The sequence below is a fragment of the Burkholderia sp. GbtcB21 genome, assembly GCF_019091065.1.
Taxonomy (GTDB): Bacteria; Pseudomonadota; Gammaproteobacteria; order Burkholderiales; family Burkholderiaceae; genus Burkholderia; species Burkholderia pyrrocinia_C.
This window is the reverse complement of sequence record NZ_JAGXKA010000010.1, coordinates 147637-160898: the sequence shown is the minus strand read 5'-3', so window position 1 is coordinate 160898 and position 13262 is coordinate 147637. Positions and strand designations below refer to the sequence as shown.

Genomic DNA, 13262 nt, shown 5'->3' with positions numbered 1-13262 from the left:
CAGTCAAGTAACTTTCGGCGTACGCCCCCGTCCTGGAGATTGGCCCCGATGAAACTCGCCCTGCCCGCCCGGATCCTGGGCCTCGCATTTGCCGCCGCGGTCGTCGCCCCCGGCGCGCACGCCGACACGCCCGTCGTGGTGTCGTCGAAGATCGACACCGAAGGCAACCTGCTCGGCAACCTGATCGCGCAGGTGCTGAAGGCCCACGGCATTCCGGTCACCGAAAAGATCGCGCTCGGCACCACGCCGATCGTGCGCAAGGCGCTCACGAGCGGCGAGATCGACATCTACCCCGAATACACCGGCAATGCCGCGTTCTTCTTCAACAAGGCCGACGATCCGGTGTGGAAGAACGCAAGCCAGGGCTACGACACCGCGAAGAAGCTCGACTACGCGGCGAACCATCTCGTGTGGCTCGCACCTGCGCCCGCGAACAACACATGGGGCGTCGCCGTGCTCGCGCCTGTCGCGAAATCGCAGCACCTGAAGACCTTCTCCGATTTCGGCAAATGGATCGCGGGCGGCGGCAAGCTGAAGCTCGCGGCGTCGGCCGAATTCGTGAACAGCGCGTCCGCGCTGCCGTCGTTCGAGAAGGCGTACGGCTTCAAGCTGAAGCCCGAGCAGCTCGTCGTGCTGTCCGGCGGCGATACGGCCGCGACGATCAAGGCCGCCGCGAACCAGACCGACGGCGTGAATGCCGCGATGGTCTACGGCACCGACGGCGGCATCGCATCGAGCGGCCTCGCGGTGCTCGACGACGACAAGCACGTGCAGCCGGTCTATGCGCCGACGCCCGTGATCCGCGAAGCCGCGCTGAAAGCCCATCCGCAGATCGCCGATTACCTGCAGCCCGTGTTCGCGAGCCTCGACCTGAAGACGCTGCAGTCGCTGAACGCACGCATCCAGATCAACGGCGAGCCGGCGGCAGGTGTCGCGAAAAGCTACCTGAAATCGAAGGGCTTCGTTAAATGACGGGTCGCGCGGCGGCGTCCGCGCGGCGCGTGATACCCGACAAGGTCGGCATCCTGATCGGTGTCCTGACGATCGTCGCGGTGCTCGGCATGCCGTTCGCGGTGCTGCGGCCGAACCGGATCGCGGCCGGCACGGGGCTGTCGGTGTTTGCCGCGCTGCCCGCCATGCAGGGCGCTGCGCTCGCTGCACTGTGGATCGTCGGCGCGCTGTGGGCGATGACGGCGAGCCGCCCCGCGTGGCGGCTCGCGGCCGGCTGCACGTGGCTCGCGACGCTCGCGTATGCGGTCGGTGCGGCCGCGACGCACGTCGTCGCGCCCGACGACATGCTCGCGCGCGTGTCGCCCGCCGCCGGTGTCTGGCTGCTGCTGTTCGCGTGGGCCGTGCTCGTCGCCGACGCGCTCGCGCGGCTCGCGTTCGGCCCGTGGCGGCGCCTCGTCGCGCTCGTGGTCGCGATTGCGGCGATCTCGGTGCCGCTCGCGAGCGGCTGGTGGGACGGCCTCTCCGTGATGCGCGAATACGCAGTGCGCAGCGACGATTTCTGGCGCGAAGCGACCCGGCACGTGTCGCTCGCGGGCGGCTCGGTCGCGGCCGCGCTCGTCGCCGGCGTGCCGCTCGGCATCGCGTGCGCGCGCATCGCGGCGGTGCGCACCGTCGCGATGCCCGTGCTCAATATCGTGCAGACGATTCCCAGCATCGCGATGTACGGGCTGATGATGGCGCCGCTCGGCCTGCTCGCCGCGCACGTGCCGCTCGCGGCCGCGCTCGGCATTCGCGGCATCGGCGTCGCGCCGGCCGTGCTCGCGCTGTTCCTGTATTCGCTGCTGCCGATCGCATCGAGCGTCGTGGTCGGGCTCGAGCAAGTGCCGCCGCACGTGACCGAAGCGGCGCGCGCGATGGGCATGACGCGCGCGCAGCGGCTGCTGCGCGTCGACCTCGTGCTCGCGCTGCCGGTGATCCTGAGCGGCGTGCGCATCGTGCTCGTGCAGAACATCGGCCTGACCGCGGTCGCCGCGCTGATCGGCGGCGGCGGGTTCGGCACCTTCATCTTCCAGGGGATCGGGCAATCGGCCGCCGATCTCGTGCTGCTCGGCGCGATCCCGACGATCGCGCTCGCACTGGCGGCCGCCGTCGTGTTCGAAGCCGCGACGTCGCTCGCGAAGGGGCGTGCAGGATGATCGAGATAGAACGTGTCGGCAAACGCTTCGGCGACGTCGTCGCCGTCGACGATGTATCGCTGACGATGAAGCGCGGCACGATCACCGCGCTCGTCGGCGCATCGGGCAGCGGCAAGTCGACGCTGCTGCGCATGATCAACCGGCTGATCGCGCCCACCAGCGGCACGATCCGCATCGACGGCGTCGATACGGCCACCGTCGCGCCCGAGCAGCTTCGGCGCGGCATCGGCTATGCGATCCAGGGGCACGGGCTGTTTCCGCACTGGAGCGTCGCGCGCAATATCGCGACCGTGCCGCGCCTGCTCGGCTGGCCGCCGGCGCGCATCGACGCGCGCGTGAACGAACTGCTCGACCTGTTCCATCTCGCGCCGGCCGAATTCGCGGACAAGCTGCCGCACGAATTGTCGGGCGGCCAGCAGCAGCGCGTCGGCGTCGCGCGCGCGCTCGCGGCCGAGCCCGGGATGCTGCTGATGGACGAACCGTTCGGCGCGCTCGATCCGATCATTCGCGGCAAGGCGCAGGACGACCTGTTCGCGCTGCAGCGCCGCCTCGGCGTCACGGTCGTGATCGTCACGCACGATATCGAGGAAGCGCTGAAGCTCGGCGACACGATCGCGGTAATGGACGGCGGACGGCTGCTGCAGGTCGCGCCGCCCGCCGAGATTCTCGGCAAGCCGGCGGCCGGCGTCGTCGAGCAGCTCGTCGCGGGCGTCGACCGGCCGCTGCGCCTGCTCGCGCTGACGCCGATCGACGCGGTAGCCGAACCCGGCCATGCCGACGGCGAACCGATCGCCGCGACGCGCACGCTGCGCGATGCGGTGTCCGAGCTGCTGTGGCGCGGCGCGGACGCGCTACCGGTAGATGACGGCGGCGGCAGCAACGCGCACAACACGCGCCGCATCACGCTCGACGCGATCCGCGAGCACGCGAGGAAGCCCGCATGACAACGCACGGCGTGCGGCCAACGCATTCGGCGCTGCGCCGGCGACTGCCCGCGTATGCGGCCCGCACGGCCGCACTCGCGCTGCTGCTCGTGCTGCTGTTGCGCCCTGCATGGCTTCAGGGGCTGTTCGCGCCGTTCGCGGACAACGGCGCGCCGGTCATCTACGATCGCGCGAGCCTGCTCGATCTCACGCTCGCGCATCTCGGCACGGTCGCGCTGTCGAGCCTGATCGGCACGATTGTCGCGGTCGCGGCCGGCATCGCGGTCACGCGGCCGGCCGGCGCGGATTTCCTGCCGGTCGCGCGCAGCGTCGTCGACATCGGCCAGACCTTCCCGCCGGTCGCGGTGCTCGCGCTCGCGGTGCCGGCCGTCGGTTTCGGATTGAAACCCGTGCTGATCGCGCTCGTGCTGTACGGGCTCCTGCCGATTTTCGAAAGCACGATCGCGGGGCTCGAAGACGTGCCGCGCGACGTCGTCGACGCCGCGCGCGGGATGGGAATGAGCGGCTGGCAGCAACTGGTGTCGGTCGAGCTGCCGCTCGCGTTTCCGGTGATCGTCAACGGCATCCGGCTCGCGGTCGTGATCAATCTCGGCACCGCGACGATCGGCTCGACGGTCGCCGCGCGCGGGCTCGGCGACGTGATCATCGCGGGCCTGCAGACGTCGAACACCGCGTTCGTGCTGCAGGGCGGCGTGATCGTCGGGCTGCTCGCGGTGCTCGTCAGCGATGCGATCGGCGCGATTGCGCGGGTGGCTGCCGCGCGGCGCGCATAGGCGGCTCGCGTCGCTTCCCCGTGCACGGGGAAATGAGGATACGATCCCGGAACCGACAGCGACGTTCATCCGGACTCCGAATGCGTGTCCGTGCAACGATCGGCCCATCGGTTATCGCGATCCGATACAAGCCTACACGGTGCTTTCATTCGAGCCGGCGCTCGACCACCGGCGGCGATTGGCCGATATACTATGCGCCTCCCAATTCCCAGCACTCCACCATGCGACGGTTTTTCTGTCTGATCGTGCTTTCGCTCGGCATCGCGCAACAGGCGTCGGCGCAGCAAGCGCCCGCGCTGCCTGCGTCCGCGCCCGAAGCGGCCGCATCGGCACCGTCCGTCGCATCCGCGCCGCTCGCCAACGCCAACGATCAGCCAAACGAAGCAAACCGTCGCATCACGGCCTACCTGTCGAAGAAATTCGGCGTCGCGAAGGAGCGGGCCGCGAAGCTCGCCGATATCGTGAGCGTGACTGCGACGAAATATTCGCTGCCGCCGGCACTCGTTTACGCGATCATTTCGATCGAATCGCGCTTCCAGGAAAAGGCACGCGGCCAGCATGGCGCAACGGGGCTGATGCAGGTCGTGCCGGCCGCGCACCGCGGCCTGCTGCGCAACGTGAAGGATCTGACCGAGCCGAACGCGAACGTCGAGGTCGGGTCCGCGATCCTGTCGGGCTACGTGAGAGCGGCCGGCGGCAACGTGCAGGCCGGGCTGAAGAACTACGGCGGTTCGAACGCGTATGCGGCGAAGGTGATGCAGCGGGTCGATTCGTTCCGCTTCGTGCTCGAACCCGACGACGGTGCGAAAGCCGCGAACGACACGAAGGCGCGGATGGTGCCGGTCAGCGAATCGTCGATGTCGCCCGCGGCCGCGAACCGCAACGCCAAATAAGCGCAATCCGCGCGGCACAACCCGTCATTTATGCGCGAAATGCTCGCGCAGAAACTCGATGAAAATCTGCGTCTTCGCGGGCAGCAAACGCGTTTCCGTCATCGCATAGACCGGCACCGGCGTGCCCTCCCATCCGGGCAGCACGCGACGCAACCTTCCTGCGGCCACGTCGTCGGCCACGATCTCCTCCGGCATCCGGATGATCCCCGCGTCATGCACGGCCAGTTGCCGGTTCATGCCGACGCTGTTCACGACGAACCGCCCGCCCACCGGCACCTCGACCTCCCGCACGCCGTCATGCAGCGTCCACACATCGACGTGCAGCACGCTCAGGCACTGATGCCGCGTCAGGTCGTCCGGCTCGCGCGGCTCGCCCGAGCGCTCCAGATAGCGCGGCGACGCATACAGGTGATTGCGGAACGTAGTGAGCCGCCGCGCGACGAGCTGCGAATCCGCCGATTCGCCGATGCGGATCGCGACGTCGAACGGCTCGCTCACCAGATCGACGCGCCGTGACGTCAGCTCGAAATCGAACGTCAGCTTCGGATGACGGTTCGCGAATTCGACGATCAGCGGCGTCAGGTAGATCACCGCGAAATCGACCGGAAACGACGCGCGCAGCACGCCCGACGGTTCGGCCAGCAGCTCGCCGAGCTGCTCGTGCGCGAGCCGCGCCTCGTCGACGATGCGCTTGCAGCGCTCGAAATACAGCTGCCCGGCCTCCGTCAGCTCGATCCGGCGCGTCGTGCGATGCAGCAGCCGCAAGCCGATCGCCTTTTCCAGCGCGCCGATCCGCCGCGACAGCGTCGAATTCGGCATCCCCAGCGCGTCGGCCGCGCTGCGAAAGCCCTTCGCCTTAACGACCTCCACGAACAGCGCCATGTCGTTCAGCAGTTCCACGCCCACTGCTCCATGAATGGATCAATGTTATCCAAACTACCATATTTATCTCGAAAAAGAAGCAATGGATGATGCACACGTGGAGGCGAGGTCGGCGCAACGTGCGCGGCCGCCGCCCGATGCGGGATCGCCCCGATCCCGGATCCCGAACTTCGAGGAGTCACGCATCATGGACGCACTGTTCACCCCGGCCCGTGTCGGCCGCTACACGCTGCAGAACCGCCTGGTCATGGCGCCGATGACGCGCAGCCGCGCCGCGTTCGACGGCACGCCCGGCAAACTGGCCGCCGAATACTATGCGCAGCGCGCGGGCCTCGGCCTGATCGTCAGCGAAGGGACGCAACCGTCGGACGACGGCCAGGGCTACCTGACGACGCCCGGCATCTACACCGATGCGCACGTCGCCGGCTGGAAGGCGATCAGCGACCGCGTGCATGCGCGCGGCGGCCGCCTGTTCATCCAGTTGATGCACGTGGGGCGCATGTCGCACCCCGACAATACGCCGCATCATCGCCAGGGCGTCGCGCCGTCGGCGATCGCGCCGGGCGTGCCGATGTTCACGATGAAGGGGATGCAGGAGATTCCCGCGCCGCGCGCGCTGACGACGGACGAGGTGCGCGACACGGTGAACGACTTCCGCTTCGCCGCACGCCGCGCGATCGAGGCCGGCGCCGACGGCGTCGAGATCCATGGTGCGAACGGGTATCTGGTCCAGCAGTTCTTCGCGCCGAACGCCAACACGCGCAGCGACGCGTACGGCGGCTCGATCGAGAATCGCGCGCGCTTCGCGATCGAGGTCGCCGAGGCGATCGCCGACGAGATCGGCGCGGACCGCACCGCGATCCGCCTGTCGCCCGGCACCACGCTGTGGGGGATCGACGAAGGCGCGGAAGGACCGGACCTGTACCGCCACCTGGCGACGCAGCTCGACCGGCTCGGCCTTGCGTACCTGCACGTGATGCATCAGGGCGACGAGCCGCTGCTCGCTGACTTGCGCAAGCGCTGGAGCGGCACGCTGATCGTGAACCGGCCGGGCCGCACGCGCGACGCGATCGGCACGGATGTCGCAGCGGGCCTCGCCGATCTCGAAGCGTACGGCCAGATGGTGCTCGCGAATCCGGATTTCGTGACGCGGCTGAATACGGGTGCGCCGATGAACGACGCGCAGCGCGACACGTTCTTCGGCGGCGATGCGCGCGGGTATGTGGATTATCCGGCGTTGAGCGGCGCGGCTGCGGCGTAACGCATCCGTATAGGGCAATCGCTGCGACATGCTGAATCAGGTGTCGCAGCGTCGCCCGCCAACCGTCCGATATCAGAGAAGATCGACGTTTACCTTGGATATCATTGGGGCAATACGCAGCGTACGGTCGGCCTGAGCACACACGTACTCCGAAATATTTCGCACCCAGGCACGCTCTTCGCCCGCATACACCCCGGACTCTGCCAACTCGGGAGCCAGTTTCCTCGCCAGCGTCGCCATTTTTGTCATTTCACGTGCGACGAACGACGGCCGGATTTGCGCGCGATGCGCAAAATCCGCCAAGGCAAAAGCGGTCAGTTCCTCCATTCGGAACACGTCCCCGTAAGCCATCGCCATATCCTGGACATACGCGTCACCGTACACGTTGACGCAAACGAGGTCGTATAGCGGCGCCGGATCGAGCCCACCGCCGGTGACGAAGAACGAAATATTCTTGCCGTGCGCGTCGCTGTTGCCGATCAGCAATTGCAGCAGCGCCCAGCGCAGCATCGCCGTACGAGCGGCCGCCGGCGTCTCGAGGAACGGTGTCAAGGAGAACAGCTTCTCGAAGCTCACGCCCTCGCGAATATTACGTACGTCCGCGTTGTTGCCGAGGTTGCGTTCGTATTTGAGCGTCGCAGGCAAATCCAGCGCCTGGCATCCGTCGATGATATGGAGACGCCGCACCGCGCGGACGCGCTGCGGATCGTCCGGTTCGGTCGTCACGATCCGGTCGAATCGTTCGATGAGCAGAATCGGTTCCGGAATACGCCGCATCTCGACATGGGCCACCGGCAGCCCCATTCGGGCGGCCAGCGTCATGCAGAAATGCTCGTTCGCGACCATGAACGGGGCATGCGGGTTGCGGGACTCCGGCTTCAGGATATGCGTGCTGCTGAGCCGCCCCTCGACGAGCGCGAATTGCTCGCCCTCGACCAGTACCTGCAGCTTGTCCTGATGACCGGCAATCGACAGACGGACCTGATCGTCCCAGACGGGAAATGGAATCGCGTCGCGCTTGCGAATGCGGTCGGTCAACTCCTCCGCGGATATCACGCGCCGCACCGATTCGTGGGCCTCCGGCGCCTGCGCATCGGCATTGTCGTCGGGGAAAAAGCTCAACGCGCCGACAGGCTCTTTCCCGAGCATGCGGATCAAACCGAAAACATTGTCCTTCGAGATCTGATACATCGCCGCGGCGACTTCGAGTGCGCGGCCCTCGGGCAACAGGTTGCCGATGAAGCGCTGGACCGCACCGGCAGGAGGTGGACCGCCATCGAGAGGAATGCACGGCGACAATGCAAATGCGTCGGCGCGCGCCTGCCACGTCGGATCGTACGCAAATCCGTAGTCATCCTGACGGGCATCGTAGGTCAGCCGGCCGACAGGCGAGCCGTTGGTCGAAATGCTCAGGCGATGGGCCATCAGGCCACCTCCTGCGACCCCGCCGGATTGGCTTGTGATGCCATATGTTCGTGTAACGCCTTGCGTGCCACAGGCACTTCGCGTTTCGGCACGACGAGCAAATTGAGACCCAGGCCGTCGAGTACCTTGAACAATTTATCGAGGCTCACTGCGCGACCGTTTTCCAGCCGCGACAGCACGTCCTTCGAGACGCCGAGCATATCGGCCGCGTCGTCGATCCGCATCTGGTTCTGCGCTCGCCGGTTGCGGATGAGCGCACCCAGCGCGACCAGATCCAGTGCCAGCGGGTCGGGTGTCGCAATCGGGCGAGGTAAGGTACGGGCCATAATTCCGGAATTCCAGGAACAAAGAGCCGCCGGTGAGGCCGGTCGACATTGTTACGAAAATACCGGAATTATACCCGTGCAAGCCTGAAGCCGCCAATTATTCCTATATTTCAGGAACAAATGCACCCACATTCACTGGATGCCGATTGTTCGCATATTTCAGGAACTATACATCTCGGCGAACGGACCCGACGGCACTGTCGTCGACATCAAATCTGCCCCGCCGCCCCCGTCCACCGCAAATAATCCCCGCGCGTCCAGTCGAGCGACACGCCGACGCGTTTCGTGCCCGGCCGGATCTTCGGCTTGTACACCGACAGCGTCAGCGACTCCAGCGCCGGCCATTCGCGGAACGACAGCACCGCGATATCGGCGACGAGCGTCTCGAGCAGCCGCGTATGCGGCTTGTGCGACAGAAACGACGCGACACGCGCGCAATAGCCGTCGTAATCGATCCACTCGCCCTGCTCGCTCGGCTCGCAGCGATACCCGAGCCGCGCATCGATCACGATCGGCTGCGGCGCTTCATGCTCGTGAGCATGAATGCCGATCCGCGCGGGCACCTTCAGTTCGTCGACGAACACGCTCCAGCCGCGCCCGCGCAGGCGCGGCGCGTCGATCGCCACGAACGGTTCGTCGAACGGCTTCATGACGCGAGCGGCGCGGCCGCGTCGAGCATGATGCGCACGAAGTAGTCGGCGAAACTGCGGCGCAGCACGATCTCGAACGTATCGTCGCCGGTCGGGATCAGCACGATCGACGCCTTGAAGTAATGCGACTGCGCGCACTGGCCCGGCTTGAACGCACGCGGATGGAGATCGAGCGGGCAGCCGCGTGCAAGCACGTCGCGCACGCGTTCGCCGCTGATCTCGACCACCGTGTAGCCGCTGCCGACGTCGACGGCCGCCGAATACGTGCCCTGCACGGCCTCCGCGAGCTTCGCCTCGAGCACGCCGGCCTGCACCGGCCCGTTCGAGCGCACAAGCCACTCGTCGGGGCCGAGCCACGGCACGTCGTACTCGGCGCCGCGCGCGATCGTGTTCGGCTGCGCGGGCGGCCGGCAGCCGACCACGCGCTCGAACGCGCTCACGAACGCCGGATCGCTCAACTCGCCGCGCACGTTGACGAGGTCGAGGAAGGGCCGCTCGCGCAGCGTGAACTTCTTCGATGCGCGCGCCTGGTGCGTCTTCAGCACGTCGGCCGCGCCGACGAACGGCGATTCAAGCGTCACGCCGCCGGCGCCCGCCACCTGCGTCTGGTTTCTCGTTTCATTCCACATGCTGGCGCACCCCTTCGGTATCGTAGAAAACCGGGCTCGAGATCTTCGCGGTGATGCGCTTGCCGTTGGCCAGCGGAATCACGACGCTCTCGCCCATCTTGTTCAGGCCGCCCTTCACCACCGCAAGCGCGATCGAGCGCTTCAGGATCGGGCTGTAGTAGCTCGACGTCACGTGTCCGATCATCGGCGTCGGATCGACCGCCGACACCTGCGTGTCCTTCTCGATGATCTGCGCGCCTTCCGGCAGCACGAACTGCTCGTCCTCGGTCAGCAGGCCGACGAACTGCTTGCGGCCTTCCTTCTTGGTATCCGAGCGCGCGAGCGAACGCTTGCCGAGGAAGTCCTTCGACTTCGCGACGACGCCGCCCATCCCGAGGTCGTACGGCGTGATCGAGCCGTCGGTATCCTGGCCGACGATGATGTAGCCCTTCTCCGCGCGCAGCACGTGCATCGTCTCGGTGCCGTACGGCGTGATGTCGAATTCGGCACCGGCCGCCATCAGCGCTTCCCACACCGCGCGGCCCGCGTTCGCCGGCACGTTCACTTCATAGGCCAGTTCGCCCGAGAAGCTGATCCGCATCACGCGCGCCTTCGCGCCCGCGACGGTGCCGTTGCGGTAGCTCATGAACGGGAACGCTTCGTTGCCGAAATCGATGTCCTGGCACACCTTCTGCACGACCTTGCGGCTCTTCGGGCCGACCACCGCGAACGTCGCCCAGTGATCGGTGACGGACGAGAGCCGCACCTTCATGTCGGGCCATTCGGTCTGCAGCCAGCGTTCGAGCCACGTGAGCACGCGCGCCGCGCCGCCCGTCGTGGTCGTCATCATGAAATGCTGGTCGGCGAGGCGCACCGTCACGCCGTCGTCGAACACCATCCCGTTCTCGTCGAGCATCAGCCCGTAGCGGCACTTGCCGACTTCGAGCTTGTTCCACGGGTTCGTGTACATCCAGTTCAGCAGCTTCACCGCATCGGGGCCCTGGATGTCGATCTTGCCGAGCGTCGATGCGTCGAGGATGCCGACGCTGTTGCGCACCGCGAGGCATTCGCGCTTCACGGCCGCGTGCAGATCCTCGCCGTTCTTCGGGAAATACCACGGCCGTTTCCAGTTGCCGACGTCCTCGAACAGCGCGCCGTGCTCGACGTGCCATTCATGTACGCAGGTCTTGCGGATCGGGTCGAGGAAATCGCCGGTCTCGCGGCCCGCGAACGTGCCGAACGACACGGGCGTGTAGTTCGGGCGGAACGTCGTCGTGCCCGTTTCCGGAATCGACTTGCCGAGCGCCTGCGCGAGGATCGCCATCCCGTTGATGTTGCCGAGCTTGCCCTGGTCGGTGCCGAAGCCCATCGCCGTATAGCGCTTCACGTGCTCGACCGATTCGAAGCCTTCGCGCGCGGCGAGCAGGATGTCGGCGGCCGACACGTCGTTCTGGAAGTCGACGAACTGCTTCGGCCCGCGCGCCGCGGCCTCGCGGCTGCCGACCAGCCACAGCGGCTGCAGTGCGCCTTCGACGGTTTCGGCAACCTGCGGTGCGGCAGGACGCTGCGCGGCCGTGAAGCCCGCTGCCTTCGCCGCTTCCGCGCCCACATCGACCGCGAGCCGCAGCGCGCGCGCCAGGCCGAATTCGCCCGCCGCCGCACCGATGCTGGCCTCTGCCTGCACCGGCTTGCCCGGCAGGAAGCAGGCCTTCTCGTCGTTCCAGCAGGCCTTGCCGCCCGACTGCGCGAACAGGTGCAGCACGGGGCTGAAGCCGCCCGACATCGCGACGAGGTCGCACGGCAGCGTCTGCAGCTTGCCGCCCACCTGGCCGTTCGTGCTGGACGCGACGTCGACCGACGATACGCGCCACTTGCCCGATGCCGCGGTCACGACCGCGCCGCTCATCACCGTCACGCCCTGCCGCTTCGCAGCGGCCGGCAGCGCGCCGTTCGACGACGCACGCGAATCGACGACCGTCACCTTCGCGCCGCACGCCTTCAGGTCGAGCGCGGTCTGGTACGCGCGGTCGTTGTTCGTGAACACGACCACGTTGCGGCCCGGCAGCACGCCGAAGCGATGCACGTAGGTGGACACGGCCGACGCGAGCATCACGCCCGGCAGGTCGTTGTTGCCGAACACGATCGGACGCTCGTGCGCGCCGGTCGCGAGGATCACGCGCTTCGCGCGGACCTTCCACAGCAGCTCGCGCGTGCCCTTGCGCATCGACACCGGCAGGTGATCGGTCAGGCGCTGCGTGACCGTCACGAGGTTGTGGTCCTGGTAGCCGAACGCGGTGCTGCGCGACAGGATCGTCACGTCGGGCAGCTTGCGCAGTTCGGCCTCGATCTTCTCGACCCATTGCAGCGCGGGCTTCGCGTCGATCTCGGCGCGGCACGACAGCAGGCTGCCGCCGAGCTCGCGCTGGTCGTCGACGAGGATCACGCGCGCGCCGGCCACGGCCGCCGCATGCGCGGCCGCGAGGCCCGACGGGCCGCCGCCGACGACGAGCACGTCGCAGTGCGCGTAGCACTTGTCGTAGCGATCGGCGTCGAGCGCCTCGGGCGCCTTGCCGAGGCCGGCCGCCTCGCGGATCTTCTCTTCATACTTCGGCCACATCTTGCGCGGCCACATGAAGGTCTTGTAGTAGAAGCCGGCCGGCAGGAAGCGCGAGAGCTTCTGGTTGATCGCGTACTTGTCGTTCTCGAGCGTCGGCTCCGCGTTCACGCTGGTCGCGACGAGCCCCTGGTACAACTCGATTTCGGTCGCGCGCGCGTTCGGCACCGTGTACGGGCCCGATTCGAGCTGCACGACGGCATTCGGTTCCGCGACGTCCGCGGTCACGATCCCGCGCGGACGGTGGTACTTGAAGCTGCGCGCGACGAAGTGCACGCCGTTCGCGAGTAGCGCGGACGCGAGCGTGTCGCCCTGGAAGCCCTGGTACGTGCGGCCGTTGAACGTAAACGTCAACGGAATCGCGCGATTGATGCGGCCACCGGTGCCGAGACGGTCTTTCTGGCTCATTTGCTCGTGCCCTCTTCGTGTGCGTTGCCGGCGGCCGCGCCGCCGATGGCAGCCCCGCCGAACGTTTCGTATCCCTTGATATCGTAGGTCACCGTGTCGCGCGTGGCCTTGAACCAGCGGCGGCAGCCCTGCGTGTGCAGCCATTGCTCCTTGTGCAGCCCGCGCTTGTTCTCGCGCATGAACACGTACTCGCCCCATTCGCGGTCGGTCATGTTCTCGTTGTTGACGGGGCGCACGATGTCGGCTTCGCCGCCGCACGAGAATTCGGATTCGGCGCGCGGCCCGCACCACGGACATTCGATCAGCAACATAAGGTTCTCCTCGTGGTGTT

Annotated in this window: 13 protein-coding genes; 6 read left to right on the top strand and 7 right to left on the bottom strand. The window is 67.1% G+C overall.

What is annotated here, in order from left to right; translation table 11 throughout:
* Positions 1 to 48: 48 nt before the first annotated feature.
* From KVT39_RS22465 to KVT39_RS22445, 5 genes are all read left to right on the top strand, one after another.
* Positions 49 to 972, top strand: coding sequence for an ABC transporter substrate-binding protein (locus KVT39_RS22465; RefSeq protein ID WP_217590228.1), 924 nt, complete (start codon positions 49 to 51; stop codon positions 970 to 972).
* Positions 969 to 2147, top strand: coding sequence for an ABC transporter permease (locus KVT39_RS22460; RefSeq protein ID WP_217590227.1), 1179 nt, complete (start codon positions 969 to 971; stop codon positions 2145 to 2147). The genes KVT39_RS22465 and KVT39_RS22460 overlap by 4 nt, the downstream gene beginning before the upstream one ends.
* Entirely contained in the window at positions 2144 to 3091 is a 948-nt protein-coding gene (locus KVT39_RS22455) for an ABC transporter ATP-binding protein (RefSeq protein ID WP_034180804.1), read from the top strand. The genes KVT39_RS22460 and KVT39_RS22455 overlap by 4 nt, the downstream gene beginning before the upstream one ends.
* Positions 3088 to 3864 (top strand): ABC transporter permease, encoded by a 777-nt coding sequence (locus KVT39_RS22450; RefSeq protein WP_217590226.1) that lies wholly within the window; start codon positions 3088 to 3090, stop codon positions 3862 to 3864. Before KVT39_RS22455 ends, KVT39_RS22450 begins: the two co-directional genes overlap by 4 nt.
* A 221-nt stretch (positions 3865 to 4085) precedes the next feature.
* Positions 4086 to 4757, top strand: coding sequence for a lytic transglycosylase domain-containing protein (locus tag KVT39_RS22445; protein ID WP_217590225.1), 672 nt, complete (start codon positions 4086 to 4088; stop codon positions 4755 to 4757).
* A gap of 24 nt (positions 4758 to 4781) precedes the next feature.
* Here KVT39_RS22445 and KVT39_RS22440 read toward each other — a convergent pair whose 3' ends face one another.
* On the bottom strand, positions 4782 to 5657 hold the full coding sequence (locus tag KVT39_RS22440; protein ID WP_217590224.1) for a LysR family transcriptional regulator: 876 nt from the start codon (positions 5655 to 5657) through the stop codon (positions 4782 to 4784).
* 169 nt (positions 5658 to 5826) lie between these two features.
* On the opposite strand from KVT39_RS22440, the gene KVT39_RS22435 reads away from it, so the two are divergent.
* The gene (locus KVT39_RS22435) at positions 5827 to 6900 is read left to right on the top strand and encodes an alkene reductase (RefSeq protein ID WP_217590223.1); all 1074 of its coding nucleotides are present in this window, start codon (positions 5827 to 5829) and stop codon (positions 6898 to 6900) included.
* Between the two features lie 72 nt (positions 6901 to 6972).
* On the opposite strand, the gene KVT39_RS22430 is transcribed toward KVT39_RS22435, so the two are convergent.
* The 6 genes from KVT39_RS22430 to KVT39_RS22405 form a co-directional block, all read right to left on the bottom strand.
* On the bottom strand, positions 6973 to 8325 hold the full coding sequence (locus KVT39_RS22430; RefSeq protein ID WP_217590222.1) for a HipA domain-containing protein: 1353 nt from the start codon (positions 8323 to 8325) through the stop codon (positions 6973 to 6975).
* Entirely contained in the window at positions 8325 to 8651 is a 327-nt protein-coding gene (locus tag KVT39_RS22425; RefSeq protein WP_175750159.1) for a helix-turn-helix domain-containing protein, read from the bottom strand. Before KVT39_RS22425 ends, KVT39_RS22430 begins: the two co-directional genes overlap by 1 nt.
* 209 nt (positions 8652 to 8860) lie before the next feature.
* Positions 8861 to 9301, bottom strand: coding sequence for a dihydroneopterin aldolase (locus KVT39_RS22420; RefSeq protein WP_034180809.1), 441 nt, complete (start codon positions 9299 to 9301; stop codon positions 8861 to 8863).
* Positions 9298 to 9930: a sarcosine oxidase subunit gamma gene (locus KVT39_RS22415; protein WP_217590221.1), complete on the bottom strand. Its 633-nt coding sequence runs from the start codon at positions 9928 to 9930 to the stop codon at positions 9298 to 9300. Before KVT39_RS22415 ends, KVT39_RS22420 begins: the two co-directional genes overlap by 4 nt.
* Positions 9920 to 12931, bottom strand: coding sequence for a sarcosine oxidase subunit alpha family protein (locus tag KVT39_RS22410; RefSeq protein ID WP_034180811.1), 3012 nt, complete (start codon positions 12929 to 12931; stop codon positions 9920 to 9922). Before KVT39_RS22410 ends, KVT39_RS22415 begins: the two co-directional genes overlap by 11 nt.
* On the bottom strand, positions 12928 to 13242 hold the full coding sequence (locus KVT39_RS22405) for a sarcosine oxidase subunit delta (RefSeq protein ID WP_217590220.1): 315 nt from the start codon (positions 13240 to 13242) through the stop codon (positions 12928 to 12930). Before KVT39_RS22405 ends, KVT39_RS22410 begins: the two co-directional genes overlap by 4 nt.
* Positions 13243 to 13262 lie beyond the last annotated feature (20 nt).